25 protein-coding genes are annotated in these 20414 nt (G+C 66.1%); 17 read left to right on the plus strand and 8 right to left on the minus strand.

Translation table 11 applies throughout. The features are described 5' to 3' along the window. Positions 1-47: 47 nt before the first annotated feature. Positions 48-965, plus strand: coding sequence for a DMT family transporter (locus SCLO_RS09445; protein ID WP_066515035.1), 918 nt, complete (start codon positions 48-50; stop codon positions 963-965). Positions 966-1035: 70 nt separating this feature from the next. Next, the gene (locus SCLO_RS09450) at positions 1036-2256 is read left to right on the plus strand and encodes an MBL fold metallo-hydrolase (RefSeq protein ID WP_066515178.1); all 1221 of its coding nucleotides are present in this window, start codon (positions 1036-1038) and stop codon (positions 2254-2256) included. A gap of 367 nt (positions 2257-2623) precedes the next feature. Here SCLO_RS09450 and SCLO_RS09455 read toward each other — a convergent pair whose 3' ends face one another. The 3 genes from SCLO_RS09455 to SCLO_RS09465 form a co-directional block, all read right to left on the minus strand. After that, on the minus strand, positions 2624-3127 hold the full coding sequence (locus SCLO_RS09455) for a DUF3617 domain-containing protein (RefSeq protein WP_066515179.1): 504 nt from the start codon (positions 3125-3127) through the stop codon (positions 2624-2626). Between the two features lie 81 nt (positions 3128-3208). Next, positions 3209-3475 (minus strand): HNH endonuclease, encoded by a 267-nt coding sequence (locus SCLO_RS09460; RefSeq protein ID WP_066515041.1) that lies wholly within the window; start codon positions 3473-3475, stop codon positions 3209-3211. A 198-nt stretch (positions 3476-3673) separates the two neighbouring features. Beyond that, a complete protein-coding gene (locus SCLO_RS09465) occupies positions 3674-4243 on the minus strand; it encodes a DUF3617 domain-containing protein (protein WP_083948995.1) in 570 nt (189 codons plus the stop codon). A gap of 66 nt (positions 4244-4309) precedes the next feature. Between SCLO_RS09465 and uvrB the strand changes: the two genes are divergently transcribed. Beyond that, entirely contained in the window at positions 4310-6493 is a 2184-nt protein-coding gene (uvrB, locus tag SCLO_RS09470; protein ID WP_066515044.1) for an excinuclease ABC subunit UvrB, read from the plus strand. A 17-nt stretch (positions 6494-6510) separates the two neighbouring features. Continuing rightward, positions 6511-7254, plus strand: a complete 744-nt coding sequence (locus tag SCLO_RS09475) for a DUF72 domain-containing protein (RefSeq protein ID WP_066515046.1) — start codon at positions 6511-6513, stop codon at positions 7252-7254. Between the two features lie 366 nt (positions 7255-7620). On the opposite strand, the gene SCLO_RS09480 is transcribed toward SCLO_RS09475, so the two are convergent. Further along, positions 7621-7806 carry a PspC domain-containing protein gene (locus SCLO_RS09480; protein ID WP_066515182.1) on the minus strand — a complete coding sequence of 62 codons (186 nt, stop codon included), beginning with the start codon at positions 7804-7806 and terminating at the stop codon, positions 7621-7623. Between the two features lie 434 nt (positions 7807-8240). On the opposite strand from SCLO_RS09480, the gene SCLO_RS09485 reads away from it, so the two are divergent. After that, on the plus strand, positions 8241-9149 hold the full coding sequence (locus SCLO_RS09485; protein WP_066515052.1) for a dienelactone hydrolase family protein: 909 nt from the start codon (positions 8241-8243) through the stop codon (positions 9147-9149). Here SCLO_RS09485 and SCLO_RS09490 read toward each other — a convergent pair whose 3' ends face one another. After that, positions 9150-9698 (minus strand): peroxiredoxin, encoded by a 549-nt coding sequence (locus SCLO_RS09490; RefSeq protein ID WP_066515054.1) that lies wholly within the window; start codon positions 9696-9698, stop codon positions 9150-9152. A 145-nt stretch (positions 9699-9843) separates the two neighbouring features. On the opposite strand from SCLO_RS09490, the gene SCLO_RS09495 reads away from it, so the two are divergent. From SCLO_RS09495 to SCLO_RS09510, 4 genes are all read left to right on the plus strand, one after another. Next, on the plus strand, positions 9844-10329 hold the full coding sequence (locus SCLO_RS09495) for a hypothetical protein (protein WP_066515057.1): 486 nt from the start codon (positions 9844-9846) through the stop codon (positions 10327-10329). Positions 10330-10383: 54 nt separating this feature from the next. After that, positions 10384-11472 (plus strand): DNA replication/repair protein RecF, encoded by a 1089-nt coding sequence (recF, locus tag SCLO_RS09500; RefSeq protein ID WP_066515059.1) that lies wholly within the window; start codon positions 10384-10386, stop codon positions 11470-11472. 107 nt (positions 11473-11579) lie between these two features. After that, the gene (locus SCLO_RS09505) at positions 11580-12113 is read left to right on the plus strand and encodes a CHAP domain-containing protein (RefSeq protein WP_066515061.1); all 534 of its coding nucleotides are present in this window, start codon (positions 11580-11582) and stop codon (positions 12111-12113) included. Between the two features lie 74 nt (positions 12114-12187). Continuing rightward, positions 12188-12919 (plus strand): CHAP domain-containing protein, encoded by a 732-nt coding sequence (locus SCLO_RS09510; RefSeq protein ID WP_066515063.1) that lies wholly within the window; start codon positions 12188-12190, stop codon positions 12917-12919. Between the two features lie 3 nt (positions 12920-12922). Here SCLO_RS09510 and SCLO_RS09515 read toward each other — a convergent pair whose 3' ends face one another. From SCLO_RS09515 to SCLO_RS09525, 3 genes are all read right to left on the minus strand, one after another. Next, positions 12923-13192 carry a DUF3297 family protein gene (locus tag SCLO_RS09515; RefSeq protein ID WP_066515066.1) on the minus strand — a complete coding sequence of 90 codons (270 nt, stop codon included), beginning with the start codon at positions 13190-13192 and terminating at the stop codon, positions 12923-12925. A 126-nt stretch (positions 13193-13318) separates the two neighbouring features. After that, a complete protein-coding gene (locus tag SCLO_RS09520; RefSeq protein ID WP_066515069.1) occupies positions 13319-13630 on the minus strand; it encodes a hypothetical protein in 312 nt (103 codons plus the stop codon). 118 nt (positions 13631-13748) lie between these two features. Beyond that, the gene (locus SCLO_RS09525; RefSeq protein ID WP_066515185.1) at positions 13749-14990 is read right to left on the minus strand and encodes an SAM-dependent methyltransferase; all 1242 of its coding nucleotides are present in this window, start codon (positions 14988-14990) and stop codon (positions 13749-13751) included. A gap of 372 nt (positions 14991-15362) precedes the next feature. On the opposite strand from SCLO_RS09525, the gene SCLO_RS09530 reads away from it, so the two are divergent. The 8 genes from SCLO_RS09530 (at position 15363) to yidD (ending at position 20393) form a co-directional block, all read left to right on the plus strand. Further along, positions 15363-15869 carry an outer membrane protein gene (locus tag SCLO_RS09530; protein WP_066515187.1) on the plus strand — a complete coding sequence of 169 codons (507 nt, stop codon included), beginning with the start codon at positions 15363-15365 and terminating at the stop codon, positions 15867-15869. 17 nt (positions 15870-15886) lie between these two features. Continuing rightward, the gene (locus SCLO_RS23855; RefSeq protein WP_123905469.1) at positions 15887-16129 is read left to right on the plus strand and encodes a hypothetical protein; all 243 of its coding nucleotides are present in this window, start codon (positions 15887-15889) and stop codon (positions 16127-16129) included. A gap of 59 nt (positions 16130-16188) precedes the next feature. Then, entirely contained in the window at positions 16189-16728 is a 540-nt protein-coding gene (locus SCLO_RS09535) for an outer membrane protein (protein ID WP_066515070.1), read from the plus strand. 275 nt (positions 16729-17003) lie between these two features. Further along, positions 17004-18356, plus strand: a complete 1353-nt coding sequence (locus tag SCLO_RS09540; protein ID WP_066515072.1) for a M48 family metalloprotease — start codon at positions 17004-17006, stop codon at positions 18354-18356. After that, positions 18353-19120 (plus strand): DsbA family protein, encoded by a 768-nt coding sequence (locus SCLO_RS09545; protein ID WP_066515075.1) that lies wholly within the window; start codon positions 18353-18355, stop codon positions 19118-19120. The genes SCLO_RS09540 and SCLO_RS09545 overlap by 4 nt, the downstream gene beginning before the upstream one ends. Positions 19121-19573: 453 nt before the next feature. Further along, positions 19574-19708 (plus strand): 50S ribosomal protein L34, encoded by a 135-nt coding sequence (gene rpmH, locus SCLO_RS09550; RefSeq protein WP_007683189.1) that lies wholly within the window; start codon positions 19574-19576, stop codon positions 19706-19708. A 44-nt stretch (positions 19709-19752) separates the two neighbouring features. Beyond that, positions 19753-20184, plus strand: coding sequence for a ribonuclease P protein component (gene rnpA, locus SCLO_RS09555; RefSeq protein WP_066515077.1), 432 nt, complete (start codon positions 19753-19755; stop codon positions 20182-20184). Then, positions 20181-20393, plus strand: coding sequence for a membrane protein insertion efficiency factor YidD (gene yidD, locus SCLO_RS09560; protein ID WP_066515079.1), 213 nt, complete (start codon positions 20181-20183; stop codon positions 20391-20393). Before rnpA ends, yidD begins: the two co-directional genes overlap by 4 nt. Positions 20394-20414 lie beyond the last annotated feature (21 nt).

Below are 20414 nucleotides of genomic sequence, written 5' to 3' on the forward strand. Positions count from 1 at the left end.
TGAAAAGCGGAAGGTGACGCGCGGCGCTTTTCGGCTATAGGCCGCGCATGATCTCATCCCCTATCTGGTTGCCCGCCACGTTGATGGCGGGCGGGCTACAGGCGTGGCGGACCGCCGTGCAGCGGCGCGTGGGCAAGACGCTGTCGATCAACGGCGCGGGGCTGGTCCGCTATCTTTACGGCCTGCCCTTCGCGCTGCTGATGCTGCTGATCTATCGGTGGCTGTTTCCGGCACCCCTGCCATCCATCGGCGGGCCGTTCCTGCTGTTCTGCCTGGCCGGGGGACTGGCGCAGGTCATCGCCACCAACCTGTTGCTGATGGCGTTCCATCATCGCAATTTCGTGACCGGCACCGCCTATTCCAAGACGGAGGCGGTGCAGAGCGCGATCCTGTCCTTCCTGCTGATGGGGGAAAGGCTGAGCGCGCTCAGCCTGTGCGGCATCGGGTGCGGCGTGGGCGGCATCATGCTGCTGTCGACGGGCGGGCAGCGCATGGGGCCGCTGGCCTTCCTGAAGGCGCTGGGACAGCCCGCCGCGCTCTACGGCATCGCTTCGGGCTTCTTCTTCGCGCTGACCGCCATCGGCATCCGCCGCGCCACGCAGGAAGTGGGCGGCGGCGATCCGATCCACGCCGCGCTGATCGCGCTGGCGGTGACGGTCGCCTTGCAGACCATGATGCAGGGCGGCTATCTGCTGCTGCGCGAGCCAGGCGAGATGCGGCGGGTCTTCGCGAGCTGGCGGGTGTCGGGACAGGTCGGGTTCCTCTCGGCGGCGGGGTCGGCCTGCTGGTTCACGGGCTTCGCGACCGCGCCCGTGGCGCTGGTGCGGATCGTCGGACAGGTCGAGGTCGCCTTCACCATGGCCTTCGGGCACTTCTATCTGGGCGAGCGGATGAAGGGCAGCGAGGCGGCGGGGCTGATGCTGGTGGCGCTGGGCGTGATCCTGGCGCTGGCGGGGGCGCTTTGACAGGGATGCGGGACTTGCCGCGCCGCCAATCCGCGCTATGTCCCTGGCGATCAAAGGACGGGGAGCGCGCATGGGACGCCAGTTGAGGAAGATCGCCGCCGGGCTGGGCGCCGCGCTGCTGTTTCTGGTCGTCGCGCTCTGCCTGGCCGTCACCATCGTGCCGCCTTTCCTCGACCGCCTCTATTATCAGGGGCCGGTCAGCCGCCATTTCGACGGCGCGCATTTCTTCAATCCGGACGGGGCGGATGTCTTCCCGGCGCGCAGCCATGGCCTGCACAACGCCATCGCCCACTATCTGCTGGGCCGGGACGAGCGGCGCCCCGAATGGCCCGACGCCATCGCGGTGAAGCCGACGCGCCCCGCCCCCTTCGCCGCGCCGCGCGGCATGACGGCGACATGGGTCGGCCATGCGACGGTGCTGGTGCAGGCGGCGGGGATCAACATATTGACCGATCCGATCTGGTCCGACCGGGCCGGGCCGTTCAACCTGATCGGGCCGAAGCGCATCGCGCAGCCCGGCGTGCGCTTCGACGACCTGCCGAAGATCGACCTGATCCTCATCAGCCACAATCACTACGATCATCTGGACATCCCGACATTGAAGAGGCTCTGGGCGCGCGACCGGCCCAGGATCGTCACCAGCCTCGGCAACGACGCCATCCTGAAGGCGGCGGGCATCCCCGCCACGGCGCTGGACTGGGGGCAGTCGATCAGCGGCGCGGCGCTGGGCGGCCTTGGCGCGGACACGGTGATCCAGTGCGAGAATTACGAGCATTGCCCCGACTATCGCGTCCATGTGACGCGCAACCATCATTGGAGCACGCGCTGGGCGACGGACCGCAACCGGGCGCTCTGGTCCAGCTTCGTGATCGAGACGCGGGCGGGGAACATCTTCTTCGCGGGCGACACCGGCGCGGGCGACATGATGTGGCCGCAGGAAGCGGCGCGGCTGGGGCCGATCCGCCTCGCCATCCTGCCGATCGGCGCTTTCCGGTTCGAGAAGGGACAGATGGATGCGGGCCCGCATATCGGCCCGGAACAGGCCGTGCAGGTCTTCGAGCGGCTGGGCGCGTCGACCGCGATCCCCGTGCACTGGGGCACGTTCCGCCTGTCCTATGAGCAATGGGACACCCCGCCCCGGATGCTGGAGCTGTTCCTGCAATGCGAAGGGATCGAACGCAAGCGCTTCGCCCCGTTGCGGATCGGGCAGTCGATCATGGTGCCCGGCTACACGGCCGTCCCGCGCGGGCCGAAGCGCTGCGACCGGCGGGCGATCGCGGCGCTGGAATAGCGGTTGCGGGTGGGGAGCGGGCTGGCGGCTTAGACATAGCCGTGCTCCTGCGAAGGCACTCGATCGAGCAAGTGGCTCGTGAGAGCGCAGTTCTACCGTCTGAGCCGTGCTCCTGCCTTCGCAGGGGCACGGTGCACTTCCATTTTGACTGATTGCAATACTCATCCCCGTTCACCCTGAGCGCCTGCCTTGGCAGGCAGTCGAAGGGGCCCCACCTGAGCGAAGTCGAAGGCTCTGCACCTCACTTCGTTCGGTGGAAGGCCCTTCGGCAAGCTCAGGACAGACTTCGACTTCGCTCAGCCCGAACGGAGGAAGGAATGTCCACTCCTGCCCGAACAGGACCGGCGCGGGATCATGCCGCCCGTCCCTAGGCCTTCGGACATTCCCCGGCGCGCTTGCCATTGACGTCATGCGTGGTGCGCAGCACGGGCTGGCCGCCCACCGTCTTCGTCATGGTGCTGCCCAGCGTCAGCGTGTCGGCGGTATAATTGCCTTCCAACGCGATTTCCGACGTGCCCGTGCCCGCCTTGCAGGACAGGGTGGCGATCAGCCGGCCCTTGCGGAGCAGCTTGTCCTTGTAGGTGCAATCCTGGCCTTCCGCCCCGGCAAGGGCATTGGCGTCCGGCACGCCCGCCGCGTCGACCGTGACGCACACCTTGTCTTCCTTCACCTCCTTGAGCGCCGCCTGATATTCGGCGGGCGTCACCGTGGGCGTGTTGTAGCCGGTGGTCTTGCGGGTCAGCGCCCATTCGCCCGCCTGCATCACGATGGGCGCTTCCTCGGCTTCGGGTTCGGGCGCCGAAGCGCTGCCGCACCCTGTCAGGCCAAGAGTCATCACAAGCGGCATCGCCGCCACAACAGCATAACGCATCATCCTCTCCCCCGTTCTCTTGCGGAACGGCGGGAGCCTCCCTCTTCCCGTTGCAAAGTGCAAGCGAAAATGCTGGCGCCTTCAATGTCTTCGCCGGGTGGGCGCATGGAAATCCGGCGGCTTGTCCGCGATCCAGCCCAGGAATCGGGCGATGGCGGGGTGCGCGCGCAGGCGATCGGCATCCCGATGGCCGCGCGCCAGTTCGGCGTTGGAAAGGGTCGCGTGGATGGTGCGGTGGCAGATCGGATGCAGCGGCACCACGTCCCGCCCGCCCCGGCTTTTGGGCAGGGGATGATGCCATTCGACCCGATCCCCCAGCGGACGGCGGCAAAGCCAGCAGGCGGTCATGGCGAGGCTGGGCGGGACATGTTTTGCGGGGGGGCCAGGTGGTTAGCGGACGATCTGCTTTCCTCATTCCGTTCGCCCTGAGCGAAATCGAAGGACACGGCCGGCCGTAGGGACGCCACTTCGCTCAGCCCGAACGGAGGAATGAGTGTCCGCCCCGGCCCGATACCCCCCATTGCACCGTGCCTCCTCCCCGCCGGATCAGGAACAGGTCGCGCCGGTCCACTTGCCCGTCGTCCGCGCCTTCATCGCCATGGCCATGCCCTTGGGGCCGCCCTCCATCTTCATGTCCATGTGCATCTCATAGCTTTCGGGCGCATAGCTGCCCGTCATCACGGCGTTCATCCTGCCATTTTCGCCCTGGCACGACACCTGCCCCTTCACCGATCCGCCGCTCGCGTCGAAGCCGCCATAGGTGCAGTCCTTGTTCTCCTGGCCGGAAAACATCCTGCCGCTGGGATGGGCGGCTTCTTCGGGCGTGACGCAATATTTGATGGAGGACTGGCTCATCATCTTCTTCATCTGGTCCTTCATCTGCGGGGACGCGCCGGGCATGTCGGACAGGTCGATATCCTCCAGCGTGAAGCTGCCTTCCCACTGGCCGGGCTTGAGCTGCACCTTGTCGACCTCGGCCTGCACCTCTTCCCGGCTCATGCCGTCGGTGGCGGCGATGTCGCCCGCCTTGTCGGCTTTCTCCCCCGCCTTCTCGCCGCATCCCGCGAGCAGCAGCAACAGGGAGGCGAAGGCGGCGGTCGCGGGGGTCTTCTTCATGGCATATGTTCCCTGTTCGATCTCGACGGTTGCGGCCCGTCCTTCCGAGGACCATATCAAGCGGCGATGACAATTCAAATCCGCACATCCCTCGCCGAGCCGGAGACGGGCGAAGATTTCGTCCCGCACCGCCCCGCGCGCCCGGAAAAGACGGAGGGCGGCAAGCCCTTCAGGCTGGTGTCCGACTATGAACCGTCGGGCGACCAGCCGACCGCCATCGCCGAACTGGTGGCGACCGCGCGGGAGGGGGAGAAGGACCAGGTGCTGCTGGGCGTCACCGGCTCCGGCAAGACCTTCACCATGGCCAAGGTGATCGAGGCGTTGCAGCGCCCCGCCCTGGTGCTCGCCCCCAACAAGATCCTCGCGGCGCAGCTTTACGGGGAGTTCAAGAGCTTCTTCCCGGAAAATGCGGTCGAATATTTCGTCAGCTATTACGATTATTACCAGCCCGAAGCCTATGTCCCCCGCTCCGACACCTATATCGAGAAGGAGTCGAGCGTGAACGAGGCCATCGACCGGATGCGCCATTCCGCCACCCGCGCGCTGCTGGAGCGGGACGACGTGCTGATCGTGGCGTCCGTGTCGTGCCTCTACGGCATCGGTTCGGTCGAAACCTATTCGGCCATGACCTTCGCCATGAAGAAGGGCGGGATCGAGGACCAGCGGGAGATCATCCGCAAGCTCGTCGCGCTCCAGTACAAGCGCAACGACGCCGCCTTCGCGCGGGGCAATTTCCGGGTGAAGGGCGACAATCTGGAAATCTTCCCCTCGCACTATGAGGATACGGCGTGGCGCGTCAGCTTCTTCGGCAATGAGATCGAGGAGATCGTCGAGTTCGATCCGCTGACGGGGAAGAAGATCGCATCGCTGGACTATGTGAAGGTCTTTCCCAATTCGCACCACGTCACGCCCGGCCCGACGCTCAAGCAGGCGATGGAGGCGATCCGGCACGAACTGGCCGAGCGGCTCAAGGAATTGCAGGGCGAGGGCAAGCTGCTGGAAGCGCAGCGGCTGGAGCAGCGCACGAACTTCGACCTGGAGATGATCGCGGCCACCGGCTCCTGCGCGGAGATCGAGAATTATTCCCGCTTCCTGACGGGGCGCCTGCCGGGCGAACCGCCGCCGACGCTGTTCGAATATCTCCCCGAAAACGCCCTGCTGTTCGTGGACGAAAGCCACCAGACCGTGCCGCAGATCGGCGCGATGGCACGGGGCGACCACCGGCGCAAGATCACGCTGGCCGAATATGGCTTCCGCCTGCCCAGCTGCATCGACAACCGCCCCCTGCGCTTCAACGAATGGGACGCGATGCGGCCGCAGACGGTCAGCGTCTCGGCCACCCCCGGCCCGTGGGAGATGGAGCGGACCGGCGGCGTGTTCAGCGAACAGGTGATCCGCCCCACCGGCCTCATCGACCCGCCGGTCGAGATCAAGCCGGTGGAGGACCAGGTGGACGACCTGATCCACGAAGCCCGCGAGACGGCGAGGAAGGGCTACCGCACCCTTGTCACCACCCTCACCAAGCGCATGGCCGAAGACCTGACCGAGTTCATGCATGAAGCGGGGATCAAGGTCCGCTACATGCACAGCGATGTGGAGACGCTGGAACGCATCGAACTGATCCGCGACCTGCGGCTGGGCGTCTATGACGTGCTGGTCGGCATCAACCTGCTGCGCGAGGGACTGGACATTCCGGAATGCGGATTGGTCGCGATCCTCGACGCGGACAAGGAAGGCTTCCTGCGTTCCGAAACCTCGCTGATCCAGACCATCGGCCGCGCGGCGCGCAATGTGGACGGGCGCGTCATCCTCTATGCCGACCGGATCACCGGCAGCATGGAGCGGGCGCTCAACGAAACGTCGCGCCGCCGCGAAAAGCAGACGGCCTATAATCTGGAGCACGGCATCACGCCGACCACGATCAAGCGCCAGATCGGCGACATCATCGCCCATGTGGCGAGCAAGGATCAGGTCACGGTGGATACCGGGCTGGAGGACCGGCCGCACCTCGTCGGCCATAATCTGCGCGCCTATATCGAGGATCTGGAAAAGAAGATGCGCGCCGCCGCCGCCGATCTGGAGTTCGAGGAAGCCGGCCGCATCCGCGACGAGATCCGCAAGCTGGAGGCGGAGGAACTGGGCCTGCCATCCGATGAGCAGGTCGCCGCGCCCAGGGGCCGCGCCACGGAGGGCAAGCCGGGCACGCGCAAGCTGCGCTACGGCAAGACGCAGCGCAAGTTCGGACGGTAGGGCATGGGGAAGGCGGCATGAGCGGACGGATCAGGGTCGGGATCGGCGGCTGGACCTTCGAGCCATGGCGCGGCGCCTTCTATCCCGAAGGACTGCGGCAGAAGGACGAACTGGCCTATGCCGGCGCGCATCTGACCGCGACGGAAATCAACGCGACCTATTACAGCACGCAAAAGCCCGCGACCTTCGCCCATTGGGCCGGGGCGGTGCCGGACGGCTTCCGATTCGCCGTCAAGGCGTCGCGTTTCTGCACCAACCGGCGCGTGCTGGCCGAAGCGGGCGAATCGGTCGCGAAGTTCGTCCATCAAGGATTGGTGGAGCTGGGCGACCGGCTGGGGCCGATCCTCTGGCAGTTCATGCCGACGAAAAAATTCGATGCCGATGATTTCGGCGCCTTCCTGAAGCTCCTGCCCGATCGGGTCGACGGCGTGCCTCTGCGGCACGCGCTGGAAGTGCGGCATGAAAGCTTCGACGACCCGGCCTTTCTGACGCTGGCGCGGGATGCGGGCGCGGCGGTGGTGCTGGCCGACCATCCGGAATATCCGGCGATCCACGGCCATGATGTCGGCTTTTCCTATCTGCGGCTGATGCGGAGCCGGGAGGAGGAAGCGACGGGATATGGCCCGGCGGATCTGGAACGATGGACAAGCGTCCTGCGCGACCGGGCGAAGGCGGGCGATGTGTTCGCCTTCTTCATCAGCGGCGCAAAGATACGCAATCCGGCCGCGGCCATGGCGATGATAGAGCGCCTCGGCGCCTGAAGACCGCCCTGTGACGCTCACGCAACAGGCTGTTGCATTTGCTGCAACTGCGAAGGCGTGCTTTGCGATTGTGACAAGGCCGTGACAGAGCCATAGACGCGCCACCGGCCCCTGGAGGGCCTTAAAACACAAGATGTTCGAAGGAAGATAATATGCGTCCCGCTTTTCACGGCGTTGCGCTGGTAGTTGCGGTCAGCGCCCAGCTGGTCACTTTCTACTCGGTGCTTTTCGCCTGAGCGCCATCTGTGCGCTCTCATCCTTCCCGATCCGCGTCGGGATTCAAAAAGGCCGCCCCGGGCATTTGCCAAGGGCGGCTTTTTTCTTGTCCGTTACTGGCGGCGGGCGGAGATTCGTCCCGCGCGCCGGTCAGCCTTCGGCCAGCCAGCCCGCCAGCAGATAGGCGACCACGCCCACCGGCCCCAGCACGCAGAGCGTCAGCAGCACGGCGGCGACGCGGATCAGCGTGACATCCATGCCGGTGCGGTTGGCAAGGCCCGCGCACACGCCCATGATCTTTCCGTTGCCACGGTCCAGGGTGAAGCTGTCGTTCATGAATCCGGCCTTCTTGAATATGCTGTCATGGTCCATGCGGAACGGCGATCAGGCGAGCGATACGACCGGGCCGACCGCCGCGCCGACGAAGACGCTGGCGAACAGGAGAGCGCCGGCGAGGGCGAAGGCGATGTTCTGGAACCGGGCGATGGACATGATGGTGACTCCCTTGGCTTGTGGCGGCCGGACCATCCGGCCTTGTGCCCACTGGATAGCAGGAGCCGTGCCAATTGCCGGTTCTGGCCGGGAAACCGGGTTTCGGCGGGGATGTCACGCCAAAATCGGCGCGTGAAATTCCGTCAATTGGTAATATTCGCGGATTATCGGTGAAATTTCCGGCGATCTTTGCCGTCGAGTCCCCGACCGGCCATGGTTGCGCCCCGGCGCATCCGCGCTACTCTGCGATCCGGGCGGCGCAAGGAGGAGACGAGGTCATGAGCGAACATCCCGATCACCGGATCGAGCGCCTGCCGGAGAACCGCAACTGGATCGGATCGGCGGGGCTGGACCGGCGCCGCCTGCTGGTCGGCGGCGCCTTCGCGGCGGGGTTCGCCGCCGCCTGCCGCCCCGTGTCGGGCAGCGCGATCCAGACCTCCGCCGAAGGACTGGCGGAGGACAATGTGACGATTCCCGCCCATGACGGTTTCGCCATGCCCGCCTTCGTCGCCCGCCCCGCAGCGGGGAAGGACGCGCCCGTCATCTGCGTGGTGCACGAGATTTTCGGCGTCCATGAATGGATTCGCGACATGTGCCGCCGCTTCGCCAGGGCGGGCTATCATGCCATCGCGCCCGACCTTTTCGCGCGGCACGGCGATGCGACGAAGATCGCGGATTTCCAGAAGCTGATCGACACCATCGTGTCCAAAGCGCCCGACGCACAGGTGCTGGCGGACATCGATTCGGCCTATGGCTGGGCGGGCCGCCATGGCGGGGACGGGTCGCGGCGCGGCATCACCGGCTTCTGCTGGGGCGGGCGGATCGTCTGGCTCTATGCGGCGCACAGCGCCGAGCTGGATGCCGGGGTCGCCTTCTATGGCAGCCTCGCCCGCGAGAAGACCGCGCTCCAGCCGCTCAGCCCGATCGAGGAGGCGGCGAAGCTCAAGGCCCCGGTGCTGGGCCAATATGGCGCGCTCGACAAGGGGATACCGCTGGCGGACGTGGACGCCATGCGCGCCGCGCTCCAGCAGGCGGGCAAGACGCCGCCCGACGAGATCACCGTCTATCCGGACGCGGACCATGGCTTCATGGCGGACTATCGGCCCAGCTATCACGAAGCCTCCGCGAAGGCGGCGTGGACCGCGACGCTGGGCTGGTTCGACCGCTATGTGAAGACGGGCCCGTGATTATCGGCCCGTCATCGCCTTCACCGCCGCCAGCGTGCTTTTCACATGGCCGGCATAGTTCAACTCGCTATGCACGAAGGCGATGCGGCCCGACGGCGCGATGACATAGGAGGTGCGGTCGGTCATCCCCGGCCGCATCTTGAGCGCCACGTCATAGCCCTGCACGATGCCCGGCCCCGCCGACGCCACCGCGAACTTGCCCGCGCATTCCTTGGTGGAAAAGGCGACCAGATCGTCGACCGGATCGGCGGACATGCCGATGACGGTCGCGCCCGCCTTCTTGAAATCCTCGATATGCTCGGCGAACTCGCGCGCTTCGGCGGAGCAGCCGGGGGTGAACGCCTTGGGGAAGAAATAGAGGACGACCGGCCCGCGCTTCAACTGGTGCGACAGGGTGAGCGTGAAGGTCTTGCCCGCCATCGCGCCGCGCGTGGTGAAGTCGGGCGCCTTCGCGCCGACGGCCAGCGCCGCCATCGCGCCGGGCGCGCAGAGGGTTGCCGCCGCGGCGAGCGATAGGGCCGCGATCCGGGCGAGGGAATGGCTTGGCATGGTCAACTGTCCTTGTCTGGCGATGCGGGCAGGATGGCCGCGATCCCGGCGCCGCGCAAGCGGCGAGGGAAACGTGTCGGATGGAAAGGCCCGTCGCTGCCTGCCCGGCAGCGGAACTCTTGGCCCCGTCGCTGGTTCCTTCCGGATGCGTTTCTATCTGCCTCTGGGGCTCCCGCTTCTGCTTCTCGCCTGCGATGGCGGCCATGACCGGCAATCGGGCATGAACGCCAATATCGAAAATGCGACTCCGCCCGAGGAGCCGGTGGAGGAATTTCCGGCCAATAACGCCGCCGCGCCGCCCGGCAATGACACCGCGCCAGGCGGGGAGGAAAGCGGTTCGCTGATCCCGGCATCCTTGCAGGGCCGCTGGACCGGCATCGGCGAGGATTGCCAGGACAGGAGCGCCGAACTGCGGCTGTCCATCACGCCCAAAACGCTGGTGTTCCTGGAGAGCGTCGGCACGGTGACGGGCGTCGAGCGGCAGGCGGACGGACGGCTGAAGATCGACGCATCCTTCACCGGCGAGGGACAAAGCTGGACCCGCAGCCTGATCCTGAAGCCCTCCGCCAAAGGGCAGGAACTCACCATGGTGAATGACGGCGTGGCCGTGACGCGCAAGCGTTGCAGCTGAACCACCGCGCCGAGCGCGCTTCCTAAACCGCGCCCGTCCCGCTAGAGCGGCCGGATGATCGGCCGACTGACCCTGAGCGATTTCCGCAATCATGCGGATGCGCTGATCGTGCCCGATCAAGCCTTCATCCTGCTGACCGGCGAAAATGGCGCGGGCAAGACGAACATATTGGAAGCCGTGTCGATGCTGGCGCCCGGACGCGGCCTGCGCGGGGCGGCGCTGCGCGACATGGTGCGGCAGGAGGGGGCGCGGCAGGGCGGCGCGGGCGGCTTCGGCATCGCGGCGGAGGTGGACGGCGTGATGCTGGGCACCGGCGTCGCGGCGGGCGCGCCCGACCGGCGGCAGGTGCGGATCGGCGGGGTCGCTTCTTCCGCCAATGCGCTGGCCGATCATCTGGCGATCGTGTGGCTGACCCCGGCCATGGACCGGCTGTTCATGGACAGCCCCGGCGGGCGGCGGCGCTTTCTCGACCGCCTGACGCTGGCGCTTCATCCCGGCCATGCGGCGCACAGCGCCCGCTATGAAGCGGCGATGCGGGCGCGCAACCGGCTGCTGGGCGACCTGCGCGGCGCCGACCCGCTCTGGCTGGACGCGCTGGAAACGCAGATGGGGGAGCATGGCGCGGCGCTGGCCGCCGCGCGCGCCGATCTGACGGCGCGCCTGAACGCGGTGCTGGCCGACCAGCCCGACGCGCCCTTCGCCCGGCCCCTGCTGGCGCTCGAATCGGAGAAAGCGGAGAGCGACGAGCCGCTCGCCCCCCGCCTCGCCCGCGAACGCAGGCGGGACGCGGCGGCGGGGCGCACCCTGTCGGGACCGCACCGGCAGGATCTGGCCGTCACCCATGTCGCCAAGGGACAGGCCGCAGCGCTCTGTTCGACAGGGGAGCAGAAGGCGCTGCTGCTCTCCATCCTGCTTGCCCATGCCGCCCTGGTGACGGCGGAGCGGGGACAGCCGCCGGTGCTGCTGCTCGACGAAGTGGCGGCGCATCTCGACCCCTCGCGGCGGGGCGCGCTGTTCGACCGGCTGCGCGGCATGGGCGCGCAGGTATGGATGACGGGCACCGAAAGCGCGCTTTTTGAGAATATAGGGGCCGCGACGCGCCTGACGGTCACGTCCGGACAGGTCTTTCGTTCCGCCAGCTAACGCGCGGGCGCAACGATTCGTCGCCCGGCGCTTTTCAACCCGTCCCGCCTCTGCCCTAAGGCCGTCACGGGGATGAAACGTCTTTGGGAAGTCGGGGGTTGCAACGCATGATCGGTGGTTTTCGCGCGCTTTTCGCGGCAATGATGCTTGCGCTCGGCGCCCTGACCGTGACCCCTGCCACCGCCGGCGTTCTCCAGTGCGTTCCCTTCGCCCGGCAGGTTTCCGGCATCGATCTTTACGGCAATGCGAACAGCTGGTGGGGCCAGGCCGAGGGCCGTTACGACCGCGGGCATGAACCGCGCGTCGGCGCCGTCCTCGCCTTTTCCGCCAGCCGCGCCATGCCCGTCGGCCATGTCGCGATGGTGAGCAAGGTCGTCAGCGACCGCGAAGTGCTGCTGACCCATGCCAACTGGTCCTATCGCGGCGGGATCGAGCGCAATGTTCGCGCCATCGACGTGTCGCCGAACAATGACTGGACCGACGTGCGCGTCTGGTACGGCCCGATCGGCAAGCTGGGCACGCGTTCCAACCCGGCGCGCGGCTTCATCTACGCCAACGCGCCGCGCGACGAGGCGCAGGTGCAGTTCGCGTCGGCCGACCGCGCCACCGCCGGTTCCGACGCGGCGCGCGGTGCCTATTGAGCGTTTAACCACTTCCTAAAGGTCGCGGCCTAGGATCGTCCCCGGTGGGGCGATTCTCTGTTTGAGGTCGCAAGATGTTTCGATGGTTTCGCTGGGCGGCGGCGCTGCTGTTGTCCGGCGCGATGGCCGCGCCCGTGCTGGGCGCGACGGCGCTGCAATGCGTTCCCTATGCGCGGATCGTGTCCGGGGTCCAGATCTACGGCGACGCGCTGACCTGGTGGGACCAGGCGGAAAACCGTTATCAGCGCGGGCATGAACCGCGCAAGGGCGCCGTCCTGGCCTTTCGCCCGGCAGGCCCCATGACGCTGGGCCATGTCGCGGTGGTCAGTGAGATATTGGGCGACCGCCGCATCCTGATCCGCCATGCCAACTGGTCCGCCCCCGGCGCGATCGAGGAAGATGTGATGGCGGTGGACGTGTCTCCCGCCGGGGACTGGAGCGAGGTGCGCGTGTGGCACAGCCCGACCGGCCGGATGGGCGCGCGGGTCAACCCGACCTTCGGCTTCATCTATGGCGGGAAAGCGAAGCTCAATCCCTTCACCCCCGATCCGGGTCTGGGCGCCAGCATGCGCTTCGCCAGCCGGACGCAATGGGACGATGCGCGCGTCGCGGTCCGCGCGGCCGCTTCGGACGACGCGCCACTGCGCCGGGCGGTGTTCGCGGACGCGCGGGACCAGCGCAAGCCCGCCCGCGGCCCCCGGCTGGAGAGCGATCCGCGCGTCTTCGAATATGCCGATGCATCGGTCGCCTCGCGCTCGCTGCATGACATCATCAGCGACGTGAAGCAGGAAGCGCGGCTGCGCTGAGGTCTATGCGCCGGATTCGGCCTGCGCGTCCTCGGCGGGATTTTCGAACCAGGCTTCGACCGGGCCGGACAGCTTGATCGTCAGCGGATTGCCGTGGCGGTCGCGGGTCTTGCCCGCCGCGACGCGAATCCAGCCTTCGGAAATGCAATATTCCTCGACATCCTTGCGCTCGCGCTCCTTGAAGCGGATGCCCACGCCGCGTTGCAGGACCTCCATGTCGAAATGGGGGCTGCGCGGGTTGGTCGAAAGACGATCCGGGGGCGTGTCGCTCATATATCCAAATTCCTGTGGTCCGTGCGGCGCGCCTAGCCCGTCACCCCGCCGCGCGTCAACCACGGCGCGGCGGGGAAAGTGGAAGGAGGGGAACGCGAGGGAGAAGCGTCCCCCTCCCCGCGCCGGTCAGCGGCAGATGCGGACGCGGACGCGCCGGTCCCGATAATAGTCGTAGCGCCATTCGTTCCAGCAACGCTGGCGATGGCCGCGCCAGTGCGAACGGTAATGGCGCCCATCATGCCGCCGCCAGTCGCGCCGGTCGCCGCGCCAGTGGCGGCGGTCTTCGCGCCAATGCCGACGGTCGTTCCAGCGATGATCGCGGTCGCCGCGCCAGCCGTCGCGATAGCCATGGTCCCGCGCCTGGGCGGGCATTGCGGTCGCGCTCAGCCCGGCGATCGCCAGCCCCAGCGCGGCCACGCCTTTCCACAAAAGGGTCATGATGCCTTCTCCTCAAAAGCCGTCCCGCCGCTGCACCGGGCGGGCATTGCAGGCGGAGGATGGCCGACGGCGACTGAACCGTCCGGGAACGCATCTGTCAGTTTCGGTTCAGGCTCCTTCAGCGTCCGCGCAGGGCCGCTTCCGCCTGCGCCATATAGTCGCGGGTGATCGGCAGGGTGCGCCGGTCGCGGACATACTGGATCTGGAAATTCACCATGCTGCCATGCTCGAACACGGTCGCGGCCCCCGCCAGATAGAAGGTCCACAGACGGAAGAAGCGCTCGTCATAGAGGGCGACGATCTCGTCCCTGTGCGCCATCGTCCGCTTGTACCATTCGCGCAGCGTCAGCCCGTAATGGATGCGCAGCACCTCCACGTCGGTCACCATCAGGCGCGTGCCTTCGCTGCCCCGCGCCATTTCCGACAGGGCGGGGATATAGCCGCCGGGGAAGATATATTTCTGGGTGAAGGCGTCGGTGATGCCCGGCCCGTCCACGCGGCCGATGGTGTGGACCAGCATCACCCCGTCCGGCGTCAGCAGGTCGCGGCACTTGTTGAAGAAGGTGCGGTAATGCGCCGTCCCCACATGTTCGAACATGCCCACCGACACGATGCGGTCGAACGGTCCGGCCATGTCGCGATAGTCGATCAGTTCGAAGCGGACATGATCGGCGACGCCCGCCTCCTGCGCCCGCTGGCGCGCGACCTTGAGCTGCTCTTCCGACAGGGTGATGCCGGTCACGTCCACGCCGCAGGCGCGGTGGAGGTAAAGCGCCATGCCGCCCCAGCCGCAGCCGATGTCCAGCACCTTCATCCCCGGCTTCAGGGCCAGCTTGGCGGCGATATGCGCCTTCTTGTCCTCCTGCGCCTGTTCCAGCGTGATGCCGGCATGGTTGTCCGCATCGGGCCAGTAGGCGCAGCTATATTGCCGGTCCTCGTCGAGGAAGAGCGCGTAAAGCGCGCCCGACAGGTCGTAATGATGCGCCACATTGGCTTTCGCGCGGGATCGATGGTTGGCGCGCCAGAGCGTCTGGCGCAGCGCGTTGAACCCGCGCTTGATCGGCCCCCTGGCGCTGATGGACCTGCCCTTTTCCCAGGCGTTGTTCATGCGGATCAGGGAGATCAGCTCCATGATGCCGCCGCCCTCGATCAGGACACGCCCGTCCATATAGGCTTCCGCCATGCCGAGCCGCGGGTCCTTCATGATGTCGATGGGCACCCGCGCATCGAGGAATTTAAGCGTCACCGATGGGAAGGCCGGATCGGGCGTTCCCACCGTGGCGCTGGAGCCGTCATGATAAATCACCGTGAGCTGGCCCTGGGAAACCAGCCGCTTGAGTACCCGATCGAATATTTTCATGCGCGCCAACCTGCCCTGTCGCGGCGCGGGCGTCAAATGCCTGCTTGTCCGTTTTCGGCCGTGCCGGGATCACCGACGCCCCGGACGTCGCGCAATGCTATACTGTTACTATTATGCATCAGTCGGGGCAAAATGGCCGATCCTGACGGCGATGACAGAATCCGTTCATGTGGCATCCATCTGGCGGAGGCATAAGCGCCATGCCGTTGCCGATGAGTGCGACGGTATTCGAAGTGACTACGGAATGACATCCCGAATTTTCAAGAGGGTATGGATCAAAATAAATATCAATAAGTCCCTTTTCAAAACTGATTGAGTAACTAGATAGCGCTCATCCCGGTTCAGGGTGTCAAAATACATATGAGGAATATCATGAAGACTGCGATTTTCGCGGCGATTGCTGCTGCCTCCGTTGCCGTTCCTGCCTTTGCTCAGGACGCTGCTCCCTTTACTGGGCCGCGCGTCGGCGCGATCCTGGGTTATGACAATATCCAGGGCAGCGATGGCTTCACCTATGGCGCTTCGGCCGGTTACGACATCGCGATCGCGCCGCGCATCACGGTCGGCCCGGAAGTGTCGTTCAGCGATTCCACCACCAAGGACGCGGGCGTCCATGCCAGCCGCGACCTCGCGGCTTCGCTGCGCCTGGGCTATGCCGTGAATCCGCGGGTTCTGGCGTTCGGCAAGGTCGGCTACGCCAACACCCGCTTCGAATTCGCGGGCGCGCACCAGTCGCTGGAAGGCGTGCGTTTCGGCGGCGGCCTGGAATATGCGGTGACCCCGCGCACCTATATCTCGGCCGAATATCAGCGCAGCGAATATGAGGATGATTTCGGCGGCCGCAATGCGGGCCTCGTCGGTATCGGTTTCCGCTTCTGACAGCGGCAACCCGTTGCATGGAAGGGCGGCTCCCCCGCGGGGCCGCCCTTTTTTGCGTGCCGGTCAGGGCAGAAGGGAAAGACTGTTGCGCAAAAGCATCAATCTGGAATAATGTTTATGGCGATGTTGCAACCCGATTCAGGGCAACGCATATGCGCCGCACCGCGGACGAACATCCGTGGATCGTGAAATGGGCAAGGACTGCTTTCCGCAGTTCCGACAAGGTGATGAAGAAGAACAAACGCAACGCCATCCCATGAATACATGGCGGATATTGCCATTCCGGCAATGAGGACCGCCTCCAAGACAAGAGGGTTTTATGAAGACTGTGATTTTCGCAGCCGCTGCTGCTGCCGCATTTGCCGTGTCCGCGCCTGCTTCCGCCCAGGAAGCGGCTCCCTTCACCGGCGCCCATGCGGAAGTGCTGGCCGGCTACGACTCGCTCGACACCAACGGCGCGATCGGCAAGCCCGACGGCCTGCTCTATGGCCTGGGTCTGGGCTATGACTTCCAGGCGGGCAACGCCGTCCTGGGCATCGAGGGCGAAATCGCCGATTCCACCGCCAGCCGCAAGTTCGTCGGCGGCGAAGTCGACGCGGCCCGCGACCTCTACATCGGCGCGCGCGCCGGTTTCCTGATCGGCGAGCAGGCCCTAGCCTATGTGAAGGCCGGCTACACCAACGCCCGCATCGAAGCCACCGGCCTGGGCGGCGACAATGGCGACGGCGTGCGCGTCGGCGCGGGCCTGGAATATAAGCTGGGCGGCCAGCTCTTCCTGAAGGGCGAGTATCGCTATTCCAACTATGAAGCCGACGTCGAGCGCCATCAGGTCGTCGCCGGTCTCGGCATGCGTTTCTGATCCTCCCTCTCGGACAGGAACAGGAAAGGGCGGTCCCGATGGGGCCGCCCTTTTCCCGTTGGAGGGATGGCGCGGCGGATTTGGGTGGGGAGCGGACATAGGTTTATCCCTCGCCCCGAGGGGGATGCGGTGCCAGAAGGGCGTGGCCACTTCGCCTCTACCCCCTCATCCAACTGCGCGCTCCTCGTCCACGGCGGGTCTTCATTGTGTATTCAGCGGCGGCGTGGCACAGTGGCGGCGATGCCTTTTCCCCCGCCCCCGCCCGGTCACGCATCATGACGGGCCGGTTCCTCCGCTCGTTTGCCGTGCTGCTGGCCGCCTTCGCGTTGCTGGCGCGGCCCGCGCTGGCGCAGCAGATTCTGCGCGACGCGGAGACGGAAGCCTTCATGGCCGACATGTCCGCGCCGCTGGTCAAGGCGGCGGGCATGGAGCCCCGCAATGTGCAGGTCTTCGTCATCAACGACCCGGAAATCAATGCCTTCGTCGCGGGCGGGCAATATGTGTGGGTGCATAGCGGCCTCATCGCGCAGGCCGACAATGTGAACCAGTTGCAGGGCGTGGTCGCGCATGAACTGGGCCATATCGAGGGTGGCCACATCATCCGATCGGCCGAAGGGATCAAGGAAGCGACCGGCATCACGCTCCTGAGCCTGGTGCTCGGCGCGGCGGCCATGGCGGCGGGCGGCGCGGAGGCGGGCATGGGCATCATGGGCGCGGGGCAGCAGGCGGCGATGGGCAAGTTCCTCGCCTTTTCCCGCGCGCAGGAAAGCTCCGCCGACCTTGCGGGGGCACGCTATCTCAGCAAGGCGGGCGTTTCGGGCAAGGGCAGCCTGGAGTTTTTCAAGAAGCTCCAGAACCTCGAATATCGTCTCGCCATCCCGCAGGACGACAGCTATGGCCGCACCCATCCGCTGTCGGGCGAGCGCATCAATGTGCTGCGCGAAGTCTATACGGTCGATCCGGCTTGGAACAAACCGCCCGACCCGCAGTTGGAAGCGCGGTTCGAAAGGATCAAGGCGAAGCTGGTCGGCTTCGTGTCCGAACCCAATCAGACGCTCATCAAATATCCCGAAAGCGACCAGACCATCCCGGCCCATTATGCGCGGGCCTATGCCTGGCACAAAAGCGCCTATCCGCAAAAGGCGCTGGCGGAGGCGGATGCGCTGTTGGCGGCCATGCCGCACGATCCCTATTTCCTCGAACTGAAGGGGCAGATCCTGCTGGAAAGCGGCAGGCCCAAAGACGCCATTGCGCCATTGCGCGAAGCGGTGAAGCTCACCAACCAGCCGCTGATCGCGACGCTGCTGGGCCACGCGCTGATCGCGACGGAGGACGATGCCAACTTCGCGGAAGCCGAGCAGGTGCTGCGCAACGCCGTGGCGCGGGATCAGGAAAACCCCTTCGCCTGGTATCAGCTGGGCGTGGTTTACGAGCGGCGCGGGGACAGTCCGCGCGCGGCGCTGGCGACGGCGGAACGCTATTCGATGACCGGGCAGGACGGGCTGGCGGTGCGCAGCGCGGATGCCGCCATGCAGGGGTTGAAGCCCGGCACGGTTGACTATCTGCGCGCGCAGGATATCGCGATGACATCGCGCGCCGCGGTGGAGCAGAAACGGAAGAAAAAATGACGGACTCCAACCGGCCGGGCTTTCGCGCGGCCCTTTCCAACAGGACCATGCAGATGACCCTTGGCATCTTCGCCTTTGCCGCCGCCGCCACCGGCACCGCCCTCGCCATGCAGGCGGGGGGCAGCGTGAGCACGGGCGATAAAGCCGCGATCGAGCAGATCGTGCGCGACTATATCCTCGAACATCCCGAAATCATCCCGCAGGCGATCGAAAAGCTGCAATCCAGGCGGATGGAGAGCATCATAGAGGCCAGCCGAGGCGCGCTGGAAACGCCCTATGCGGGTGCGTGGGAAGGCGCGGCGAAGGGGGATGTCACCATCGTCGAGTTCTTCGATTATGCCTGTGGCTATTGTAGGGCTTCGCTGCCCGATCTGACGAAGCTGGTCAGCCAGGACGGGAATCTGAAGATCGTCTATCGCGAACTGCCGATCCTGTCGGAGGAAAGCAGCGTTGCGGCCAAGGTGTCGCTGCTGGCGGCGGAGCGCGGGCAATATATGCCGTTCCACCGCGCGCTTTACGATGCGGGACGGGTGACGCGGGACACGATCATCGCTTCGGCCGCGAAGGTGGGGATCGGCAAGGCCGATGCGGAAGCGGCCATCGCGTCGAAGAAATATGATGCCGAAATCGCCTCCAACATCGCGCTCGCGCAGAAATTGCAGGCCAGCGGCACCCCGACCTTCGTGATCGGAAAGCAGGTGCTGAACGGCGCGGTCGGGCATGAGGCGCTGAAGGAGGCGGTCGCGGCGGCGCGGGGGAAATAAGGATGCTGGAGTTTGCGTGGCGGTTTCGGCCATTTCCAGACGTCCAATCTCCGTTCGGGCTGAGCTTGTCGAAGCCCTGCTCTTCCTTCCAAGGCACCGCGCTCAAGGAAGAAGAGTAGCCGTTGGCTTCGCCGGCCTTCGGCTCGACAAGCTCAGGGCGAACGGGGTGGGTGTCTGGTCAAGTGCACCGTGCTCCTGCGCAGGCAGGAGCCCAGTTCCGCCGTCTGATCTGGCTCCTGCCTGCGCAGGAGCACGGCGGAATCCAAGCAGCCGGTCTGCTTCCCACCCATAGCCGCCATGGCGATGAACAGGCGCGGAACGAGCGGAAGCCTCTCCTTCCTCCATTGACTTCATCGCCCCTTTTGCCTATCGGCACCCTCCTGACATGCGGCCGCCCATCGGCGGCCCTTTTTTGTCGCCCGATTCTTGATCTGTTTTTTTGAGGAATGAACGATGAAGCGCACCTATCAGCCGAGCAATCTGGTTCGGAAGCGCCGTCACGGTTTCCGCGCCCGCATGGCGACCCCCGGCGGCCGCAACGTGCTGCGCGCGCGTCGTGCCCGCGGCCGCAAGAGCCTGAGCGCCTGAACCCGGCATCACGCGAATCGGCGCCGGTTCCTGCGCCTGCCGTGATGGGCAGGCGCGCGGATTTCCTGGCGGCGAATCGCGGACGGCGCGCGCCGATGCCGGGCTTCGTCCTGCTGGTGCGTGAGCGAGGGGACGGCGATCCGGCGATGCGCTATGGCATCACGGTGACCAAGAAGATTGGCGGCGCTGTCGTCCGGAACCGGATGAAGCGCCGTTTTCGCGTTCTGGCGCGGGAAATGCTGCCGCTGCATGGCGTGTCCGGCGCGGACCATGTGTTGATCGGCCGTTCGGACGGCGTGGAACGCGACTTCACCGCATTGCGGCGGGAACTGGAGAAGGCGCTGCGGAAAATAGCCAAGGCCGGCAATCCGGAAGACGGAGCGCCACGCAGCAGGCAAGAACCCGGCCGGGACGGCGCGACGATGCGGGGACGCGGAACCGGGCGCCTGCCCGCGCGGGAACGCGCAACGCCATGATGGCCCGCATCCTCATCCTCATCGCGCGCGGCTGGCAGCTGGGTCCTTCGCGGATTTTGCCGCCTTCCTGCCGCTATGCTCCTTCCTGTTCCGAATATGCGATCCAGGCGATCGGCAAATATGGGCCGATCAAGGGTAGCTGGCTGGCGGCGAAGCGGCTAATGCGGTGCCACCCATGGGGCGGATCGGGCTATGACCCCGTCCCCTGACCCATCAGAATAACGATTACG

The organism is Sphingobium cloacae, assembly GCF_002355855.1.
GTDB classification, from domain to species: Bacteria; Pseudomonadota; Alphaproteobacteria; order Sphingomonadales; family Sphingomonadaceae; genus Sphingobium; species Sphingobium cloacae.